Below are 19,837 nucleotides of genomic sequence, written 5' to 3'. Positions count from 1 at the left end.
ATGATGATGACAATGTATAAGCTCTCCGCAGGTAGGAGAGCTTTTATCATGTAAAAAACATACATAAAAACAGGTGATATGATGAAAACCTATACATTAATTGCAACAGCGCCGATGGGAATTGAAGCGATCGTTGCCAAAGAGGTGCGAGATCTAGGATATGATTGTACGGTTGACAACGGCAAAGTCGTGTTCGAAGGTGATGCCCTCGCCATCTGCAGAGCCAATCTGTGGCTGAGAACTGCTGACAGGGTGAAAGTGCAGGTTGCCGAATTTACGGCCAAGACCTTTGACGAGTTATTCGAGAAGACAAAAGCGATCGACTGGAGCGCCTATCTTCCTGAACACGCCTCATTCCCCGTGACGGGAAAGTCTGTTAAATCAGTGCTTGCAAGCGTGCCGGACTGCCAGCGCATCGTCAAAAAGGCGATCGCCGAGAAGCTGAAATCAGCGTATCAGACACAAGGCGGGTGGCTTGAGGAAACAGGCCCGGAATATAAAATCGAGGTCTCCCTTTTAAAAGACAAAGCGGTCATTACGCTTGATTCATCCGGAGCCGGGCTTCATAAACGGGGATACCGAACCGGTCAAGGGGAAGCGCCGCTGAAAGAAACCCTCGCTGCAGCATTGATTCAATTGACAAATTGGACGCCTGACAGACCTTTCGTCGATCCGTTTTGCGGTTCGGGCACGATACCGATCGAAGCGGCTTTGATCGGCCAAAATATTGCGCCGGGTTTCAACAGGGATTTTGCATCCGAAAGATGGGAATGGATCGGCAAAGAAGTGTGGGATCAAGCAAGGCTTGAAGTCGAAGACAAAGCGAATTATGATCAGCCGCTGTCAATTTCGGGGTATGACCTGGATCATCGTATGATCGAGATCGCCAAAGCGAATGCCGAGGAAGCAGGACTCGCCGATGTCATCGAATTTAAGCAAATGCAGGTAAAGGATTTTCGGACGAAAGAGGAATACGGCGTGATTGTCGGAAATCCGCCGTACGGGGAACGCCTCGGTGAAAAGAAAGCAGTCGAAGCCATGTATAAAGATATGGGCGAAGCATTTGCCGGACTTGATACGTGGTCTGTTTACATGCTGACATCAAACGAGCGTTTTGAAGAGTGCTACGGGAAAAAAGCGACAAAAAAACGGAAACTCTTTAACGGTTTTATTAAGACGGACTATTACCAGTATTGGGGGAAAAGGCCGCCAAAACCGAATAAAGAGAAGTGAAGCTAAAAGGCTGCCATGAAACGGCAGCCTTTTTTCTTTCCATAGCTGGAAAGCCGCCGAACGGCGTTTTTAAATTTGCGCGCCCGCGGGATTATCCCCTTAAAAGCGCATGGCAAAACATCGATTCACTAGTAAATCCATGAATCATTTTTCTTTTTATAAGACGAATCATAGCATTTTTTGCGCGGCTCATAGTAGCAGTCTTTCTTGCAAGGTTTGTGGTAATCGTAGTCTTTTTTACAAGGCTCATGGTAGTAATAATCCTTTTTGCAATAATCGTAATCCTTCTTGCAAGGCTTATGGTAATCGTAGTCTTTTTTGTAATCCTCATGGTAGTAATAATCCTTTTTGCAATAATCGTAATCCTTCTTGCAAGGCTTGTGGTAATCGTAGTCTTTTTTGTAATCCTCATGGTAGTAATAATCCTTTTTGCAATAATCGTAATCCTTCTTGCAAGGTTCATGGTAATAGAAGTCTTTTTTGCAAGGCTCATGGTAGTAGTAGTCCTTTTTGCAATAATCGTGATCTTTCTTGTAAGGATCATAATCATAATCCCAATAATCTTTCTTTGCCGGTTCATAATAGTACATAAACTCTCCACCTTTAGTCTATAAATTTTTAAGTCCCTACAGGATATGATAGAAAAACAGAATAGACTGGGTTTTTATTGTGGATAAAGCGCACATTGTCTAACACAGTCCTTACTATCTGATGTTAAGCTGTTGTTTGACTGGAAAAAGGGTGTTTGACCGCTGTGAAAACGGTTAAACGTAAATGTTGATATTTGATAACTTCCCCGAAATTTTGATACAATCAAAATCAGAACAAATATTCGATGGTAAGTTATCAAGGAGAGCAAAGCGTTTAGCAACTTGTTAAAGGATATCGGCAGATTACCACACACCCAAAAAGAACAAGATGGGTTAAACGCTATGTTGAACCTTCTTCCACTGTGAGTGGTCGATTGTCGCTGCGAAATATCTTGATTTTTATTTGTCGATAGTCGAAATGACAGTTTACGACTCGCAAAAAGGAATGTGCAGTCCTAATTCAACCATTAAGCAGATTGTTAAAAAATGTTGAATCATTAAAAAAGAAAAATGAGGTTTGTATATGAATTCTGTCAGCCAAGAAATCCAAGATTTGTCCATTCAATCGTTGGAGTCAACTTTTAATAAACTAACAAATGCTTATAAAAGCACGAAAGAAAAAGGTTCAAACACAACTCTTGTCAAAAAGAGACTAAACGCAGTAAAAATTGGTTTAGAAAGCCTAAAAGGTATTTGGAATGGAGAAGATTTTGGCTATAACGAAGAAATCATATTGACTTCTAAAGAAGTTTTACAAGGTATCATTCCATCTATTGAAAAACAAATAGCCAAAGCAAAAGAAGGCAGTCCTCAAAAAACATTAAATGAGCGTCGCTTGACTGCACTAAAACTGGCAATCGAATCTTTGGAGAACCGTCTTATATAAGACGGTTCTTAAAGTTTTTAATTGTTCCGGAATCGGGTGAGTTACATAACAAGATTGAAGGAAACCATATATACTATGGATTCCCTTTATTTTTGCGTATTTATCAAGAGCAAAGAAAAAACATAAAATCAGCCTGTATAAAAACGATTCATCCTGCATATACTCGGGATTATTGATTTTGAAAAGGGGTGATTTCATGTTGAACAGCGATCACATTCATATGATTCAAAAAGCGCTGGAGACGTCAGAAAACCAGCTCGAGGACATTGGCGAAGAGCGCCTTACATATGCGAAGGAAGAATTGAAAAACGCGATCAGCCATATGGAATCGACGGATCATCCGTTTTTGACGCATTCGATTTACCGGAAATAGTTAAGAGAGGCTTCCTGCTCCTTTTCTCAAATCTTTCTTGTTGAATTTCCCGAATCATAGTGATAGGATAGAAGTTCTGAAAACTCGATAGTTGGGGGTTGGAGCAGGGTGACAGCATCTCGTCTGCCTTTTTCATTAACAAAAACAAAAAACTTTTATGAAGAACTGAACAATTGGATCGGTGATGTATTTTACGATATTCTTCCTGAAAAAGGCTTTGATTTGCGCGATGAGCAAATATTCATGGCTTTTCAATTAGAACGGGCATTTAAGGAAAAGAAGGTCATGTTTGCAGAAGCCGGAGTCGGAACCGGAAAAACGCTCGTCTATCTTCTGTTTGCCTTGAGCTATGCCAGGTATACGGGCAAGCCGGCGGTCATCGCTTGTGCGGATGAGACGCTGATCGAACAGCTCGTCAAAAAAGAAGGCGATATTTACAAAATTTCCGAGCATTTGGGCTTGACGATTGACGCAAGGCTCAGCAAATCGCATGATCAATATTTATGTTTGAAAAAACTGGAGAAAACGATGCAGCGATCTGATGATGAGAAATGGCTTGACCTCTACGAAAGTCTGCCGTCTTTCGTTCATGAATCGCAGGGCATGCAGTCTTTTTATCCGTACGGAGACCGCAAAGAGTATTCGTCTTTATCAAATGATGAATGGTCTGAAATCGGTTACGATTCTTTTCAAGACTGTCTCACGTGCGACATGAGGCACCGATGCGGACTTACACTGTCAAGAGACCATTATCGAAAATCAACCGATTTCATCATCTGTTCCCACGATTTCTATATGGAGCACGTTTGGACAGAAGAGGCGAGAAAACGGGAAGGCCAGCTTCCGCTTTTGCCGGAACACAGCGCTGTGGTTTTCGATGAAGGGCATCTGCTCGAGTTTGCGGCGCAAAAGGCGCTGACGTACAGGGTGAAGCAATCGACGCTCGAAATGTTTCTCGAGCGCCTGCTCGGCAATGACATCAGAGAAGAATTTGCAGAGCTTGTCGAAGAAGCGCTTCGCGCCAACGACGAATTTTTCGGTTTGCTTTCAGAAAACGCCGAAAAAGCAGAAGGCTCTGAGCGCATGCGCATCAAAGATCATGCCAATCTGAAAAAAGCGGCCGCCGAGCTGTATGATTTGCTTGAAAAGATCGGGGAGGCGCTCGTTTTTGAAGGCGAGCTGTACACGATCGACCAATACGCTTTAACCGTTGTTGAAGAGTATCTCGAACAGATGGCTTACTCCCTTTCGCTCTACAGGAAAAATGCGATCAGCTGGCTTGAGCAAAAAGAGCTTGAGTCAACATTCGTCGTCATGCCGAGAACCGTCTCCGAAGTTCTCGGAGAAAAAGTGTTCTCCAAGCAGATTCCATTTATTTTCTCATCGGCGACATTATCGGAAAACGGATCGTTCGATTATTTAGCGACAAGCCTTGGGATCCGCGACTACTTATCATTTACCGTTGATTCGCCGTACGACTATGAAGAGCAGATGAAAGTGTACATCCATCGAATTGAGGAAAAAGAAGCAAAAGAAAAAGCGGCAATCCGTGCAATCAAAGAATCGGGCGGGAAAACGCTGCTCCTGTTTCCGTCTTTTGAGGAGCTTCTGTCCTTCAAGCGCCGGACTGCACAGGAATCATTTTCGTTTCCTGTTTACTTTGAGGGGGATGAAGAAATCAGTACAATTGTTGAAAAGTTTCAAACGGTTGAAGAATCCGTTTTGTGCTCTGTGCATCTATGGGAAGGGCTCGATATTCCCGGAGATCCGCTGCAACATGTCATCATCTGGTCGCTTCCTTTTCCGCCGCATGATCCTGTGTTTGAAGCGAAGCGGAGCGGTTTGGAAAACGCCTTTCGCGAAGTAGACCTTCCTTACATGCTGCTAAGGCTGCGCCAAGGCATCGGCCGTCTGATCAGATCAAACAGCGACCGCGGCACGATCAGCATTTTTGCGGGCGATGAACAAGAATGGAATGTGATAAAAGAAGTCGAATCTGTGCTTCCTGTTCAGCCGGTTTATGTATAAAGAAAAGCGGACATCCCGCTTTTCTTTTTTTTGGCTGCATAAAAGTTGACTTTCGTAAATATTTCCATTAGTCTGATTACAATTCGCATCATATAAGGGAAGAGGAGGATGAATGATGTCGATCAATACATATGAAAAAGAGTTTTTAGAAACATTAAAGAAAATCAGCCGGTATGAGCAGGCGATTAACGTGATGTATTGGGATATGAGGACGGGCGCGCCGAGAAAAGGCGAAGAAAGCCGCGCCGAAGCGATCGGACAATTGTCGGCAGACGTCTTTCAAATGAGAACGTCCCCGCGGATGAAGGAGCTTTTGGATGCCCTTGCCGAGCAAAAACAGGATCTGCCTGCCGATACACAGAAAGCGGTTGAGGAAGCGAAAAAAGAATACGATTTAAACAGCAAGATTCCGGAAGAAGATTTCAAAGAATATACGACGCTGACATCCAAAGCGGAATCCGTCTGGGAAAAAGCGAAAAAGGCGTCCGATTTTTCTCTCTTTGCTCCGTATTTAGAAAAAATCATCGACTATAAAAAACGGTTTATCTCGTACTGGGGATATGAAGGCCACCCCTATAACACCCTTCTGGACCAATACGAACCAGGTGTTACAGTCGAAAAGCTCGACGGCCTTTTTTCTGAATTGCGGGAGGCGATCGTTCCGCTTGTACAAAAGATTGCCGCCAGTGATCAAAAGCCTGATACGGGCTTTGTGCACGAACGTTTTCCAAAAGAGCGGCAGCGCGATGTATGCCACTTTTTCTTAAAAGAACTGGGCTATGATTTTGAGGCGGGGCGCCTGGATGAGACGGTTCATCCTTTCCAGGTGACGATCAGTCAAGGGGATGCCCGGGTGACCACAGCATATAATGAAAACGATTTTCGCTCGGCCGTTTTCGGAACGATTCATGAATGCGGCCATGCCATTTATGAACAGAACATTGATGAAGCGCTGGGCGGAACCAATTTAGCAGACGGCGCATCAATGGGGATACATGAATCCCAATCCCTTTTCTATGAGAACTTTATCGGCAGACATCAAGGTTTTTGGAAGCGGTATTTTGAGAAAATAAAAGAAGCAAGTCCTGACCAGTTTGCAGGCGTTACTGCTGAAGGGTTCTACAGGGCCGTTAATGAATCAAAGCCGTCGCTGATTCGGATTGAGGCTGATGAGCTGACATATCCGCTGCATATTATGATTCGCTACGAAATTGAAAAAGCGATTTTCAGCGGCGAAGTATCGGTCGGAGACCTTCCGAAACTATGGAATGACAAATATGAAGCATATCTGGGCATTACGCCTCCTGACGATGCTAAAGGAATTCTCCAGGATGTCCATTGGTCCGGCGGCGATTTCGGTTATTTCCCTTCATATGCGCTCGGATATATGTATGCGGCTCAACTGAAATCAAGCATGCTGAAAGATTTTCCGGAGTTTGACCGCATGATTGAAAACGGCGAATTTGAACCGATCAGAAAGTGGCTGACAGAGCACGTTCACATCCACGGCAAAAGAAAAAAACCGTTGGACATCATCAAGTCTGCGACAGGCGAAGAATTAAACGTCCGTCATTTAATCCGCTACCTGAAAGAAAAATATACAACACTCTATTTGTAAAAAAGAAATCCCTCCCGTGAGTCCGGGAGGGATTTTTGGATCAGAATTTTCTGTTAAATACGAACATTAAACTAAAAAAATGTGTGCAGGTTCGTCTTTTTTTGTTTTATCCCTTTTCAACCGGATCGAAAGTTGATATAATTTGATACATTATATCACTCATATAATCGCGTGGATATGGCACGCAAGTTTCTACCGGACACCGTAAATGTCCGACTATGAGTGGGCGCTAAGAAAACGAACGTCATTTAGTGAAACAGACGGAATTCGTCTTTTTAAGCATTGCCCGCTCGCATTCAAAATCCGAGCGGACAATGCTTTTTTTTATGAAGGGCAATTGATGAACGGAGGGGTTTAATGGAAAAGCTAAAACGAAAAATTGCAGAGCATGGCACGGTGTTGTCTGACGAAGTGCTGAAAGTTGATTCATTTTTAAATCATCAAATCGATCCGGAATTAATGCTTGCTGTGGGCGAAGAGTTTGCCTCGCTTTTCCGGGAGGAAGGCGTCACGAAGATTGTGACGATCGAATCCTCAGGCATCGCACCTGCCGTGATGGCAGGCTTGAAGCTGGGCGTGCCGGTAGTATTTGCAAGAAAGCGTCAATCGCTTACCTTAACGGAAAATCTGTTGACGGCTTCTGTCTATTCATTTACAAAAAAAACGGAAAGTACGATTGCCGTATCAGCCAGCCATCTTTCAAAGGATGACAAAGTTCTGATCATCGACGATTTTTTGGCAAACGGACAAGCGGCGAAAGGGCTCGTTTCCATCATTGAACAGGCCGGCGCAAAGGTGTGCGGAATCGGGATTGTTATCGAAAAATCATTCCAGACGGGCAGGGAGGAGCTTGACAATCTTGGAATCAGAGTCGAATCCCTTGCGCGTATTGCATCCCTTGCCGATGGAAAAGTTACCTTTTTACAGGAGGTTGGGTCATGAAACTTACGGCCGGTAAAACCGTTTCATTAAGTATTCAGCACGTCCTGGCCATGTATGCAGGAGCCGTTGTCGTGCCGCTGATCGTCGGCGGCGCTCTCGGCTTGACGCCGGCTGAGCTCACATACCTTGTGTCTGCCGACATTTTGATGTGCGGTGTGGCGACACTGCTGCAAGTTTGGAAAAACCGCTTTTTCGGAATCGGTTTGCCTGTTGTATTGGGGTGTACGTTCACAGCCGTTTCACCAATGATTGCGATTGCTTCAAAATACGGTATTCCAGCGATCTATGGAAGCATCATAGCAGGCGGTGTGATTGTCGTTATCGTTTCTTTTTTCTTCGGAAAGCTTGTTAAGTTTTTCCCTCCCGTGGTCACAGGATCGGTCGTCACGGTGATCGGTATCACCTTGATTCCCGTTGCGATGAACAACATGGCCGGCGGTGAAGGCAGCAGCGATTTCGGTGAGCTGTCCAATCTTGCTTTAGCTTTTTCCGTTTTACTGGTCATCGTCCTTTTATATCGTTTTACAACAGGATTTATCAAATCAATTTCCATTTTAATCGGTTTAATTGCAGGAACAGCCGGCGCCGCTCTGATAGGAAAAGTTGATTTTACAGAAGTGGCAAACGCAGGCTGGGTGCAGATGATCCATCCGTTTTACTTCGGCACTCCCGTTTTTGAGATCACACCGATCTTGACGATGTCCCTCGTGCTGATCGTCAGCCTTGTCGAGTCTACAGGCGTCTACTTTGCATTGGGTGATTTGACGGACCGCCGGCTGACAGAAAAAGATTTAGCAAAAGGCTACCGTGCCGAAGGGATTGCCGTGCTGCTGGGCGGGGTTTTCAACGCCTTCCCTTATACGGCCTATTCGCAAAACGTCGGTCTCGTCCAGCTGACAGGAGTTAAGAAAAACAGCGTGATTGCGCTCGCTGGAGCTTTTCTTATTCTGTTGGGGCTGTTTCCGAAAGCCGCTGCTTTAACGACGATCATTCCTAAACCTGTGCTCGGCGGCGCTATGGTCGCGATGTTCGGCATGGTAATCGCCTACGGGATCAAAATGCTGAGCCGGGTTGATTTCGGAAAGCAGGAGAACTTATTGATCGTAGCGTGTTCCATCGGAATCGGCCTAGGCGTGACGGTTGTACCGCAAATGTTTCAAAACCTTCCCGATGCCGTCAAGCTTTTGACAGAGAACGGAATTGTCGCGGGAAGCTTTACAGCCATTCTCTTGAATGCGATCTTTCATATCCATCCGTTTTCTCGTCATGCTGAACAGCCTGAAGCAGTTCCAACTGAAAAATCAGCCGTTTAAAACCTCACAGATTGTGAGGTTTTTTTGCATTGCGGATAAGCCATACTACCGGTATGAAGAGGAGGCGTAACGAATGGAAACTGTGAATGAGCTTGTCGAACGAATCAGCACGAAAGACGGCGGTGAAGCTGTCATCCGTCCCGTCAAAATGGCGGATGCCCCCGACATCATTGAAGCAGTAAAAGATGTGATTCAAACCGGTGTGTACATCCAAAAAGAACGGCCGCGCACACTTGAGGAAGAGCGGGCATTCATCAGCGATATGATGGAAAAGGATAACATGTATGCGGCGGTTGAAATCGATGGTGCGGTGTACGGAATTGCCCGGGTCATTCGCGGCGACCTCAAAATGAAGCGGCACACGGGGCTGTTCAGAACATGGCTTCACAGCAAAGCGCAAGGGCTTGGGATTGGCAGGGAAATCATGTCCTACACCCTCAACTGGTGCAGGCTGCATCGTCTGCATAAGCTCTGCCTGACCGTATTTTCTGCAAATAAAGCAGCGCTGTCGCTCTATGAGAAAAGCGGCTTTATCATTGAAGGGGTTCAAAAGGAGCAGGTTTTTGCGGACGGGAAATACGAAGATGAAGTGCTGATGGCCTATTTTTTCGAGAGGTCCACATAAGGCCGGGCGATTCGGGAGACGCTGTAAATAGAGGTGGTATTATGGCCTACGTCATTTCGGCGGGGACAAGCCTTCCCCGCTGCCATGTCGACCAGAAGGAAGCGGCCGTTTTTGCGAGGGAGATGTTCAAAGATTCATTTAAAGACATTGACCGGCTGCTGTCAGCTTTCCAAAATGGAGAAATCGCTTCAAGACAATTTGTCATGCCTTTGGATTGGTATAAAGAATCCAGGAGCTTCAAGGAAAAAAATCAGGCGTACATTGAAATGGCTGTCAGACACAGTGCAGAAGCCGTTTCGAATTGCCTGTCAGACGAACGGTTTTTGAAAAAAGAAATCCCTTTCGAAAAAATTGAAGCGATTTTTTTTATATCTTCTACAGGCATCTCGACTCCCGGCATTGAAGCGAAGCTCATGAACATTCTGCCTTTTTCAAAACAGACGAAGCGGATTCCGATTTGGGGGCTCGGCTGTGCAGGAGGAGCTTCAGGTATAGCGCGGGCATTCGAATACTGCAAAGCGTTTCCAAAAGCCCATGTCCTTGTGATTGCGGCGGAGCTGTGCAGCTTAACGTTTCAAAAGGATGATCAATCGAAAAGCAACCTTATCGGCACATCTTTATTTGGCGATGGAATCGCCGCGCTCTTAATGTGCGGCAAGGAAGCGGATATCTCATCAGCCAGATTGGAGGTTCTTCCGGAAGTAGTGAGCTCACAATCAGCCACCTTGGAAGATTCGGAAGATGTCATGGGCTGGGAAATCAATGACAACGGTTTCCGTGTCGTTTTTTCCAGGGACATTCCGACATTGATCAAAACACATTTAAAGAATGATGTCGAAGCATTTCTCAATAGGGAACAACTCGCTTTGGAGAACATTCAAGTATTTCTTGCCCATCCTGGCGGAAAAAAAGTTCTCGACGCTTATATAGCAAGCCTCGGCTTTTCCGAAGCGCACATCGACTGTTCACGAAAAATTTTGGCCAGGCACGGCAATATGTCATCAGCCACTGTGATGCATGTTTTAAAAGAATATTGCCTGCATGGCAGTCCCATACCGGGAAAATACGGTCTCTTAGGGGCGCTCGGCCCGGGCTTTTCATCGGAGCTGCTGCTTTTGAAATGGACAAAAAGAGAGTGACTGACACATGTTTTGGACAATTTTAAGCATTTTTGCCGCCCAGCGCTTGCTTGAGCTGGCAGTCGCGAAGTTCAATGAAAAAAACGCTCTGAAAGAGGGAGCGGTCGAATACGGGAGACGTCATTACCCTTATATCGTCGCGATGCATGTTTTGTTTTTCATATGTTTGATTTGGGAAACGATCGCTTTTCAACGCGGACCTCTTCCGATGGCGCTTGTCGTATTAACAGGCCTCATCTTCACTCAGGCCCTCCGGTATTGGGCGCTCTTTTCTCTGGGGAGATGCTGGAACACGAAAATCCTTGTCATCCCTGGAACGAACCTTGTCCGAAAGGGGCCTTATCAATGGTTCAAACACCCTAACTATGTGGCGGTGGCTCTTGAATTTCTGCTTTTGCCCCTGCTTTTCCAGGCATACGCCACCGCACTTTTATTTACGGTGCTCAACGCTGCTGTCATGTACATCCGCATCCGCACGGAAGAACAGGCATTAGAAAAATTACACCATTGAAAATGATTATCATTTCATTTATAATGATGATAAACATTCTCATTATAGGATGGTGAGTCGCGTATGACGATGTTTTTTTTGCTGGCGGCGGTCAGTACATACAGTTTATTGATTGGTTATGTCTTAAAAGGTATCGCAGGAGCGAATCCGCAAAAATAAATAAATACACGTGCTGAAGCTGCCGAAACAGGCAGCTTTTTCTCGTTTTTTCTTTCAGATTGTGAAGAAAAATACAGCAAGGTTGTGTAAAATGGGAGAAAGGGCTAAGATGGCAAACAACAACGCAAAAAGGGGTAGGAAACATGGCACAAATAAACACGAAAGACGACCTGTTGAAAAGAGCCGGAGCGGTTTTCGGGGAGCTCAGGAAGAACGGGGATGACAAGCGGTCTGCGCAGCTTGCGGGAATCATCCGAAAATGGCTGAGAAAAGAAGTGTACATTGCGTTAACCGGACATTATTCAGCAGGAAAATCATCGCTATTGAACGCGCTGCTTCAGGAAGACGTCCTGCCGACAAGTCCGATACCGACGAGCGCCAATCTTGTGCTGGTCCGCCGGGGGGAAATGAAAACAACACTCCATACGATCGATGGAAGATACGCCCGGATGGATGGCTCTTATGATAAAGAAAAAGTGCAGGCGTACTGCAGGGACGGCAGCCAGATTGAAATGGTGGAAATCGAGGGGCCATTTTCAGGAATCGCGCCTCAGGCCGTCTTAATTGACACGCCCGGAATTGATTCGACGGACGATGCCCATTTTTTATCGGCGTCTTCGATACTTCACCAGGCGGATGCCTTGTTTTATGTCGTGCATTACAATCATGTCCATTCCGAAGAAAATGTGAAATTTCTTCGATCAATAAAAGATCAGATACCCAATATTTTTTTCATCGTGAACCAGATTGACCGTCATGACGAAGCAGAAACAGGCTTCCATGCCTATAAAAAGCAAGTGCTTGATATGCTGCAGAAAGAAGGGATCGATGAAGATCATCTCTTTTTTACATCGGTCACCGAAGCCGGTCATCCGCTGAACGAATTCACCCGGCTTCGCGCTGTGCTGGAAAGGTTGCAGCATCAATCCGAACAGCAGCTAAAGGCATATACGGAGCAAAAAATCAGCAGCCTGATTCATGAACATATCAAAATGCTGATCAGTGACGAAGACACGGCTCTGTCTGAAGAAACCGCTTCCTTAAGAGAAAAAGTCGAGTCTGTAAAAGCACGGCTTGCCGATTTGATAGAACAGGAAAAACGGGCGGAGGAACAAATCAAAAAAGACATTCATACAATTGCCCAAAACGCAAACTTAACGCCGTTTGAGATGAGAGAACTGGCCAAATCGTATTTGGAATCTATCGAAAAAGGCTTTAAAAAAGGATTTCTTTTCAGCAAGGCCAAAACGCTTGAAGAAAAACAAAAACGAAAAGAAGTGTTTCTTGCCGACGTTCAAAAAAGGGTTCAAGCCGAAATCGACTGGCATGTCATTGAAGCAATCAAGGCTTTCATGAACCGCTTTAACGTCCAGAGTGATGAACTGCTTCGGGACGTTCTTCAATTTCGGACAGAGGTAGATGAAAATGAACTGCTTCGTTCACAGAAAAAAGGGGCTGAGTTTACACCGGAATACGTGCTGAACTATACGAAAGAACTGGCTGAAAACATCAGAAGAAAGGCAAAAAGACAAGCGCAGCCGCTTATCGATCAGCTCAAAACATTCATCAAAGAAAGAAGCGGCCTGCAGGCGGAAGCGATGAAAGTCGAATATGAAGCGGAACAGGCGAAGCTCGCCGAGCTCGAAAGTCGGTTGATCGAACAGCAGAAGTCATATGAAAAAGCAAACCGTCTCTGGGATCAATGGGAACACGGCGATCAGAGCGAGCTGCCAGCGAATTGGTATGCCGAAGAAAAAAAGCCCCTTGAAAAACCGCTTGATGCCCGACGAGCGGAACCGGTCCGTGTGCAAGGGGAAAACAGCAGCCGTAAAGACGATGTGCTCCATCCGAAAAAGGGCGTTTCTGAGTACATTGAGCACTTTTTCGACTTGGCCCGGTTTTTGGCGGATATTCCTGCTTTGGAAAAGCAGCGAAAAGCATTCTTGGACAAAACGGAACGCCTTTATACAAGGCAGTTTACCCTGGCGCTCTTCGGCGCATTCAGTTCCGGCAAATCGTCTTTTGCAAATGCGCTCTGCGGGCGGAAAGTGCTGCCGTCATCTCCGACGCCGACAACGGCAACGATTAATAAAATAACAAAACCGTCGGGAACCAAAAGGAACGGGACGGCTGAAGTCGTTTTTAAAACGGAAGAGGAAATCAGAGCGGAACTGGATCAGCTATTGGAGGGGAAAATGGCTGCGGCAAAAGGCTCCGCTTTTGGCGAAAAACTTGGAAACCTTTTGAAAAAAGGAGACCTGGATGATGATGAACGGCTGCTGATCAAGAACTTCCTCAAAGCTTATGAGCGTTATGGTTCATATATCAACGATCGGGAAATCCTGACGATTTCCGCTGAAGATCTGCATCCGTATGTCGCTGAAGAACAAACGGCCTGCGCCGTCCGTGAAGTCACCGTTTATTTGAGCACACCGGTCACGGAGAAAGGAATTACGATCGTCGATACACCGGGTGCCAGCAGCATGAATAAGCGGCATACTGAGCTTGCGTTTCAATACATGAAAGATGCCGATGCTCTGCTTTACTTAACATACTACCAGCATGCATTTTCCAAAACGGACCGGTCGTTTTTGCGCAAGCTCGGACTCATTAAAGACGCTTTCAGCATGGATAAAATGTTTTTTATTTTAAATGCGGCAGACCTCGCGGAAAACCCGGCCGAATTACAGACGGTTGAAGACTATGTTAGGGGAGAGCTCTTGAAAGAAGGCATTCAAAACCCGCATCTGTATCACGTATCGAGCAAACAGGAGCTCAGCAAAAAAGCTTCGCCGAATAACGATTTCAGCAGATTAAAGCGGGAGCTCGACGATTTTATCGAAAATGGTCTAGCCAGAACAGCTGTCGAAGAGCTGCTTGATGAAGGCAAAAAACTGTGTGAAACCGTCTTTCAGCTCCGCCGTTCACTGCACCGTTCCGCTGAAGAAAAGGAAGCGGAGCAAAAGCGGATCGCCAAAGCTTATCAAGCGGCTTTAGCTGTCATTGAAGAAGCAGAAAAGGGATCATCAATCCTTCAAATGACCGAAAAGGATGTGGAAGAGCAATTTTACCACATGAGGCAGCGCCTGGCCTTTTATGCACACGATTTATTTAAAGCTGCAATCCATCCAGGGCTTCAGAACGGAGATTGGCGCGCCAATCTGCAAACCGCTTTGAAAAGCTGCTTAAAGGAGTATGAATTCGAATTTTTGCAGGAACTAAAAGCGCTTGATATCAGAATGGAAAACATCATGCTCAAGTATGCCGGCGAACAGTGGGCAAATGCCGTAAAAGAGCGGCTTGCCGATAATCCTTATTTTGCGGTTCATATCACAGCTGACCGCCCTGAGACCGGCAGCTGGGAAACAGCTGCAGCGTCAGCGGATGAAGGGGAATTTGCAGATGAACTGAAAATGTTCAAAACGCCTAAAGCGTTTTTTCAGCAAAATGGCAAAGCCCGGCTTGTCGAGGCGTTTACTGCAAAGCTTTCGGCTATCACGGACGAATGGATTCAACGTGAAAAGCGGACATGTTTAAAGCGCTGCAAAACGAGCGCCGGACAATTACAGAAAGCGGCTGTTCTGTCCGCAAAAGCTCAACTCGAAGAACAAAAAGAAGCGTACTTTCATGAGCCGTTGGAAAGCGCAGAGCGTGAAAACATTGAAAAAGCGCATAACTTGGCAGGCGAATGGCTCCGCTCAAGTTGAATTAGATTGATATTGGTATGGATATCTGGCCGGCAGACATGATAGACTGAATAAAAAAAGAAGGGAATTAGATGATGACAAACGTTCATGAAGCCATTACAGCACATTCCAAAAAACAGCACCAGCACATCAAGCAGTTCGTGCGTCTCGAACAGGAGAGGGAAAAAGCGATCGATGAAGCGGTTGATAAGTGCCGGCGAAATGAAGCATTTTCAACCGGCCTCATCAACCAAATTACCATGCAAATGAACGAATTGGCCAAAAAAGGCATCGTTCCCACGAGACGGCTCGTCTCGAAAGAAATGGTCGCCGAATACGTCAGCCGAAAATATCCGCAGGCCTAGCTGGTGAATCCTTCCGCGTGTGGCGTCATGTTTTTTTGCAAAACATAAACCATGACACGCCCGCTGGAGGTGAAGTGTAATGGGAAGAACAAAGCTTGGCAACGCGAATGCACAGCGAAACAACAACGCTAAAAAGAAGAACGGCTTTAATACTGAATTTGCGACTGAATCCTATTCGCAAATGGAAGCCGCCAAATTAATTTCTAGCAAAAAACAGCACCAAAAATAGAAACAGCGTCGATTGACGCTGTTTTCATCATTTTTGCTCCTGTGGTACAATAAGTGCATTGTATGAAGAAAGGAAGTTTCCATAATGAACAAGAAGCTGCTGCTTGTAGACGGGATGGCTTTATTATTCCGGTCTTTTTTTGCGACTGCGGTGCACCGCAATTTTATGCTGAATGACAAAGGGGTGCCGACAAACGGGGTTCACGGCTTTTTAAAGCATCTGTTAACCGCGGTGTCTGCGTTTGAACCGAGTCATGTCGTCTGCTGCTGGGACATGGGAAGCAAAACGTACCGCAACGATTTATTTAAGGACTATAAAGCGAATCGCGGCGAGCCGCCTCTAGAATTGATACCGCAATTTGACATGGCTAAGGAAGCGGCGGAAGAGCTCGGGATTTTAAATATCGGCATTGCGGGCTATGAAGCCGATGACTGCATCGGCACGCTGTCAGCGATGTTCAGCGAAGAAGCGGAGATCACGATCGTCACCGGTGATAAAGATTTGCTTCAGCTTTTAACAGTCAATGTTAAAGTCGCCCTGCTACAAAAGGGAATCGGCAATTATAAAGTATACACGGAAGAATCATTCAGTGAAGAGACCGGTGTCGAGCCGAAGGCTTTGATTGACATCAAAGCGCTGATGGGTGATACAAGCGATAACTACCCGGGTGTAAAAGGCATCGGCGAAAAGACGGCCTACAAACTGATTAAGGAATATTCGACTGTTGACCGGCTGCTGGAAAACATCGGACAGCTGACAAAGGGTCAGCAGACGAAAATAACCGAATGTCTTGAAGACCTGAAGCTGTCCAGAATCCTTGCAGAAATCAAATGCGATGTACCGCTTTCCTGCTCATTGGACGACGCAGACTTCACCTTGATGCATGACAGGGCGAAAGCGATGCTGAGACTTCATCAAATACGGGGAATCGAACCGCTGCTGGTGAAATTCGAAAAAAGAGAGATCGGATAACCGATCTCTCTAATGTTTTGTATTGCTTTTTTTCGCCCGGTTTTCAAGCTCGGTTTTTGGGTCTGTATGCCGGTTATCCCGGTTTAATACAATATCTCCCTGGGGCGTGACACCGCCTGTCAGGCGGCCTCTTCCTGCTGAATGCTGTTTTTCCACATGAACCACCTCACTCGTTATGATGTGCAGCGGGAATGGATTTTACTCGGGGTGATTCAGCAATATCGCCTTTTTCGCAAGCTTGTCAGCCGCCTGGTTAGACTTCGAAGGAACCCACTTGATAAAAAATAAATCAAAATCGTTTTTTAAGCGGATGATTTCATCCAGATAAGGCTTAAATGCCTGATTTTTGACAAACTCCAAATCCGCCGTGCGCTCGACGATCTGCGAATCGGTCCGAAACGAAACGATCCGGTAGTTACGTTCGGCGCACAGCTTCATTCCTTCGATCAGCGCCTTGAATTCCGCTTCATGATTGCTCAGTAAGCCGGCGGGAAGGGAGAAGGACTCGGTCTTCTGACCGTCTTTGATGAAAATGCCAAGTCCGGACGGTCCGGGATCACCCGCGCTTGCTCCGTCGATATAGACCTCAATCGGCATTGTTTCCGCTCCTTTCATCCAAAGGGGTGATTCTTTTAGCGGCATAAGCGTACGGCGCTGCGAAAACGGCGACAACGAATTTCAAGACATATGTCGTGATGAAAATCTGAATCCAGACATTCAGCGGATAAGCGCCCATAAATGCGACGCTTGTAAAAATCAATGTATCGAGCAGCTGGCTTAGGGCTGTGCTGCCGCTGTTGCGAAGCCACAGTGCCCGATCGGAAGGAAATAACCTTCTGATTCCCGAATATACATAAACATCAAGCGTTTGGCTGATGATATAGGCGAGCAGGCTGCCGAGCGCCACACGGGGCAAGAAGCCGAATATCGTCTCCAGCGCAGGCTGTGCAATGTCTTCCGGATGCGGCTTGAAGAGAAGAGCTCCCTGCATGACGAGCGTCAAAGCAATCAGAATGAAAAAACCGATTGAAACGGCTTTTTTCGCTTCTTCCTTTCCGTATCTTTCATTGATGACGTCGGTCGCAAAAAATACGCTTCCGTACAGGATGTTGCCGAGTGTCGCGGTCAACCCGAACAGCTCGACCGTTTTGACCACCTCGATATTGGCGGCGGCTGTCGCAAAACCGATCCAGACAAATAAACCGGTTTTGCCAAATCGTTTAAAAAAGAAGAGAACAATGATAAAATTAATGATCGCAAAACTAATCCATAATATTTCGTTAAACAAGAACGAGTACTTCCTTTCTGAATAAACTGTTTTGATTATAGCATAACAAGCCATAATTTGAATAAAGGTGATTTTGTGAAACTGAGAGCAGGTATGAAAATCAAGATTAAAGGGTCTTCACCCATTCCTTTTACAGCTGATGAATGGATCGAGATGAAAGAGGCAGTGGCGGCTGGGCGTCAGCTTTCTCAAAGTCCGTATGTCACTGAACTTGAGTTTGAAGATGAGAAGGGCAGCTTTTGGACTCTGAAAGAGCTGGAAAAGCTGAAAGAAGAACTTGCGGCTGAACCGGATGAGATCACCGTCTATTTTGACGGCAGCTATGATAAAGAAAGTCAGCTCGCTGGTTTAGGCATTGTGATATATTACTCCCTCGGCGGGGACCGGTACCGATTGAGAAAGAACAAGAGCTTTCGGCTGACAACGAATAACGAGGCGGAATATGCGGCTCTCTCCGAAGCCGTTAAAGAGCTTAGAGACCTTGGGGCAAGCAGGAACTCCGTCGTCATAAAAGGGGATTCGCTCGTCGTGCTGAACCAGCTTGAAGGTAACTGGCCATGCTATGACCCCGTTCATTCGAAATGGCTGGACAGAATCGAGAGCCAGCTTCAAAAATTAAAGCTAACGCCCACCTATATTCAAATCAGCCGCAAAGACAACAAGGAAGCGGATCAGCTCGCAAAAAAAATGCTTGAGCATACCATTGTGGAAAGCCAAATCAAACTAGATGAATAACGGAGATGAACGTTTTGGATAAGAAAGAGATCTTTAAGGAACTCACACATTTGCAGGACACCTACTGTGAAGGGTGCTTCATTAAAAAACACTTCAGAAAAGAATACGGAAAAACGTATGCCCACGCATTTTGCATTTCAAAATGCACGGTCGGAGAAAAGCTCCGAACCTATGGAGACGTGCTGACAAACAAAAATTAAAAATTGATCCCCCCAATAAACCATCATCCTTGGGCCGCGCTAAAAAAACCGCTGAACGCGGTTTTTTTAATGCTGTGATTCGTCAAGCTGGTGCTGGCAATCATTTAAGATGTTGAGCTGTTCGTTTAAGAAGTCTTCATCCAGTGCGGATAGTTCCTCAGCCTGTGACAGCTGTCTGGCGTCTTCGATGGATTGATACGCCGATTTCAGCAAAGTGGAGCTCTTTTGCCTCGTCGCCATTCCCGTCGTCTTTTGGGCGGTTTCTACGGCTATTTCAAGCTGCTTGCGCTGATTAAATCCCGTTACAAGATCATCGCGATGTTCTGAGTTCATGATCATACACCTCCGACAAGTATTTTTTCTAAAAAAGGCATTTTTATGTGTGAAATAGAAAAAATAAAGTAAAATTAATCCGATATAACTATTGAACCTAAAAAATATAAGTCTTTATTACTAATTTAGGTAATCATGAAAAAAAGGAGTCTGAGGAACAGTGGAAAGCAATGAACTGCAAACCGTTCTTCACAAGACATTTGTGGAGGTATATAAAGATCTTGAACAGCTCGTTGATATCGCGAAAAAGGGGCGTCCATCTCTCGAGAAGAACATTGAGGAAATCGAGCAAAGGTTGAAGCAAAATATACTGGCAATCGAAATTCAGCTGAAAATTAAATAGGAGAGGCAAAAAATGCCTCTCCTCTTATTTGAAGTCTCAATTGTCTTGATTTTGTTAAAGCTTTACAACGTTAGATGCTTGAGGTCCACGATTACCTTCAACAATCTCGAAAGAAACTTCTTGTCCTTCTTCTAGAGATTTGTATCCGTCACCTTCGATTGCAGTGAAATGAACGAATACATCGTCTCCGCCTTCAACTTCGATGAAGCCGAAGCCTTTTTCATTGTTAAACCATTTTACTTTACCGTTTTGCATATTGCTTAATCCTC

The 19,837-nt window shown here is 45.5% G+C and carries 24 protein-coding genes, 1 pseudogene and 1 riboswitch; of the genes and pseudogenes, 19 read left to right on the top strand and 6 right to left on the bottom strand.

Annotated elements, in window-relative coordinates; all coding sequences use genetic code 11:
* Nucleotides 1-81: 81 nt before the first annotated feature.
* The gene (locus tag M1D67_RS12350; protein ID WP_105981031.1) at nucleotides 82-1,233 is read left to right on the top strand and encodes a THUMP domain-containing class I SAM-dependent RNA methyltransferase; all 1,152 of its coding nucleotides are present in this window, start codon (nucleotides 82-84) and stop codon (nucleotides 1,231-1,233) included.
* A gap of 128 nt (nucleotides 1,234-1,361) precedes the next feature.
* Here M1D67_RS12350 and M1D67_RS12345 read toward each other — a convergent pair whose 3' ends face one another.
* A complete protein-coding gene (locus M1D67_RS12345) occupies nucleotides 1,362-1,823 on the bottom strand; it encodes a hypothetical protein (RefSeq protein ID WP_020451908.1) in 462 nt (153 codons plus the stop codon).
* A gap of 255 nt (nucleotides 1,824-2,078) precedes the next feature.
* Here M1D67_RS12345 and M1D67_RS12340 point away from each other — a divergent pair.
* From M1D67_RS12340 to M1D67_RS12270, 15 genes and pseudogenes are all read left to right on the top strand, one after another.
* Nucleotides 2,079-2,200 (top strand): annotated as a pseudogene (locus M1D67_RS12340) (IS1595 family transposase); the annotation flags it as partial.
* Nucleotides 2,201-2,346: 146 nt separating this feature from the next.
* On the top strand, nucleotides 2,347-2,709 hold the full coding sequence (locus tag M1D67_RS12335; RefSeq protein ID WP_020451907.1) for a hypothetical protein: 363 nt from the start codon (nucleotides 2,347-2,349) through the stop codon (nucleotides 2,707-2,709).
* Between the two features lie 196 nt (nucleotides 2,710-2,905).
* On the top strand, nucleotides 2,906-3,082 hold the full coding sequence (locus M1D67_RS12330) for a hypothetical protein (protein WP_020451906.1): 177 nt from the start codon (nucleotides 2,906-2,908) through the stop codon (nucleotides 3,080-3,082).
* Nucleotides 3,083-3,190: 108 nt separating this feature from the next.
* Entirely contained in the window at nucleotides 3,191-5,110 is a 1,920-nt protein-coding gene (locus M1D67_RS12325) for an ATP-dependent DNA helicase (RefSeq protein ID WP_020451905.1), read from the top strand.
* Nucleotides 5,111-5,225: 115 nt separating this feature from the next.
* The gene (locus M1D67_RS12320; RefSeq protein ID WP_023857407.1) at nucleotides 5,226-6,728 is read left to right on the top strand and encodes a carboxypeptidase M32; all 1,503 of its coding nucleotides are present in this window, start codon (nucleotides 5,226-5,228) and stop codon (nucleotides 6,726-6,728) included.
* A gap of 139 nt (nucleotides 6,729-6,867) precedes the next feature.
* A riboswitch (purine riboswitch) is annotated at nucleotides 6,868-6,967 on the top strand.
* 118 nt (nucleotides 6,968-7,085) lie between these two features.
* Nucleotides 7,086-7,670 carry a xanthine phosphoribosyltransferase gene (xpt, locus tag M1D67_RS12315; RefSeq protein ID WP_020451903.1) on the top strand — a complete coding sequence of 195 codons (585 nt, stop codon included), beginning with the start codon at nucleotides 7,086-7,088 and terminating at the stop codon, nucleotides 7,668-7,670.
* Nucleotides 7,667-8,983: a nucleobase:cation symporter-2 family protein gene (locus M1D67_RS12310; RefSeq protein WP_020451902.1), complete on the top strand. Its 1,317-nt coding sequence runs from the start codon at nucleotides 7,667-7,669 to the stop codon at nucleotides 8,981-8,983. The genes xpt and M1D67_RS12310 overlap by 4 nt, the downstream gene beginning before the upstream one ends.
* A gap of 73 nt (nucleotides 8,984-9,056) precedes the next feature.
* Complete coding sequence (locus M1D67_RS12305; protein WP_020451901.1) at nucleotides 9,057-9,608, top strand: GNAT family N-acetyltransferase; 552 nt, start codon at nucleotides 9,057-9,059, stop codon at nucleotides 9,606-9,608.
* Nucleotides 9,609-9,649: 41 nt separating this feature from the next.
* On the top strand, nucleotides 9,650-10,747 hold the full coding sequence (locus M1D67_RS12300; protein ID WP_020451900.1) for a type III polyketide synthase: 1,098 nt from the start codon (nucleotides 9,650-9,652) through the stop codon (nucleotides 10,745-10,747).
* 7 nt (nucleotides 10,748-10,754) lie between these two features.
* A complete protein-coding gene (locus M1D67_RS12295; RefSeq protein ID WP_020451899.1) occupies nucleotides 10,755-11,258 on the top strand; it encodes an isoprenylcysteine carboxyl methyltransferase family protein in 504 nt (167 codons plus the stop codon).
* Nucleotides 11,259-11,321: 63 nt separating this feature from the next.
* Complete coding sequence (fbpC, locus tag M1D67_RS12290) at nucleotides 11,322-11,417, top strand: Fur-regulated basic protein FbpC (protein ID WP_003182857.1); 96 nt, start codon at nucleotides 11,322-11,324, stop codon at nucleotides 11,415-11,417.
* A gap of 143 nt (nucleotides 11,418-11,560) precedes the next feature.
* Complete coding sequence (gene dynA, locus M1D67_RS12285; protein WP_479831320.1) at nucleotides 11,561-15,124, top strand: dynamin GTPase; 3,564 nt, start codon at nucleotides 11,561-11,563, stop codon at nucleotides 15,122-15,124.
* Nucleotides 15,125-15,198: 74 nt separating this feature from the next.
* Nucleotides 15,199-15,468 carry a YpbS family protein gene (locus M1D67_RS12280; protein ID WP_023857403.1) on the top strand — a complete coding sequence of 90 codons (270 nt, stop codon included), beginning with the start codon at nucleotides 15,199-15,201 and terminating at the stop codon, nucleotides 15,466-15,468.
* A 79-nt stretch (nucleotides 15,469-15,547) separates the two neighbouring features.
* A complete protein-coding gene (locus M1D67_RS12275) occupies nucleotides 15,548-15,697 on the top strand; it encodes a hypothetical protein (RefSeq protein WP_003182852.1) in 150 nt (49 codons plus the stop codon).
* Between the two features lie 84 nt (nucleotides 15,698-15,781).
* The gene (locus M1D67_RS12270) at nucleotides 15,782-16,669 is read left to right on the top strand and encodes a 5'-3' exonuclease (RefSeq protein ID WP_020451896.1); all 888 of its coding nucleotides are present in this window, start codon (nucleotides 15,782-15,784) and stop codon (nucleotides 16,667-16,669) included.
* Nucleotides 16,670-16,678: 9 nt separating this feature from the next.
* On the opposite strand, the gene sspL is transcribed toward M1D67_RS12270, so the two are convergent.
* The 3 genes from sspL to M1D67_RS12255 are packed head-to-tail and all read right to left on the bottom strand — an operon-like array spanning nucleotide 16,679 to nucleotide 17,957.
* Nucleotides 16,679-16,825, bottom strand: coding sequence for a small, acid-soluble spore protein L (gene sspL, locus M1D67_RS12265; protein ID WP_003182847.1), 147 nt, complete (start codon nucleotides 16,823-16,825; stop codon nucleotides 16,679-16,681).
* A gap of 42 nt (nucleotides 16,826-16,867) precedes the next feature.
* Complete coding sequence (locus tag M1D67_RS12260; RefSeq protein ID WP_479831319.1) at nucleotides 16,868-17,266, bottom strand: reverse transcriptase-like protein; 399 nt, start codon at nucleotides 17,264-17,266, stop codon at nucleotides 16,868-16,870.
* Nucleotides 17,256-17,957, bottom strand: a complete 702-nt coding sequence (locus tag M1D67_RS12255; protein WP_023857402.1) for a queuosine precursor transporter — start codon at nucleotides 17,955-17,957, stop codon at nucleotides 17,256-17,258. The genes M1D67_RS12260 and M1D67_RS12255 overlap by 11 nt, the downstream gene beginning before the upstream one ends.
* Before the next feature lie 93 nt (nucleotides 17,958-18,050).
* Between M1D67_RS12255 and M1D67_RS12250 the strand changes: the two genes are divergently transcribed.
* Both M1D67_RS12250 and M1D67_RS12245 read left to right on the top strand, forming a co-directional pair.
* Complete coding sequence (locus M1D67_RS12250) at nucleotides 18,051-18,692, top strand: reverse transcriptase-like protein (protein WP_206761193.1); 642 nt, start codon at nucleotides 18,051-18,053, stop codon at nucleotides 18,690-18,692.
* A gap of 14 nt (nucleotides 18,693-18,706) precedes the next feature.
* The gene (locus tag M1D67_RS12245; RefSeq protein WP_003182841.1) at nucleotides 18,707-18,892 is read left to right on the top strand and encodes a zinc-finger domain-containing protein; all 186 of its coding nucleotides are present in this window, start codon (nucleotides 18,707-18,709) and stop codon (nucleotides 18,890-18,892) included.
* 66 nt (nucleotides 18,893-18,958) lie between these two features.
* Here M1D67_RS12245 and M1D67_RS12240 read toward each other — a convergent pair whose 3' ends face one another.
* Nucleotides 18,959-19,225 carry a DUF2564 family protein gene (locus tag M1D67_RS12240; protein ID WP_020451892.1) on the bottom strand — a complete coding sequence of 89 codons (267 nt, stop codon included), beginning with the start codon at nucleotides 19,223-19,225 and terminating at the stop codon, nucleotides 18,959-18,961.
* 160 nt (nucleotides 19,226-19,385) lie between these two features.
* On the opposite strand from M1D67_RS12240, the gene M1D67_RS12235 reads away from it, so the two are divergent.
* Entirely contained in the window at nucleotides 19,386-19,568 is a 183-nt protein-coding gene (locus M1D67_RS12235; protein ID WP_003182837.1) for a hypothetical protein, read from the top strand.
* Nucleotides 19,569-19,622: 54 nt separating this feature from the next.
* On the opposite strand, the gene cspD is transcribed toward M1D67_RS12235, so the two are convergent.
* Nucleotides 19,623-19,823, bottom strand: coding sequence for a cold-shock protein CspD (gene cspD, locus M1D67_RS12230; protein ID WP_003230776.1), 201 nt, complete (start codon nucleotides 19,821-19,823; stop codon nucleotides 19,623-19,625).
* Nucleotides 19,824-19,837 lie beyond the last annotated feature (14 nt).

The sequence above is a fragment of the Bacillus sp. PK6-025 genome, from assembly GCF_056530265.1.
This window is presented reverse-complemented; position numbering and strand designations above follow the sequence as displayed.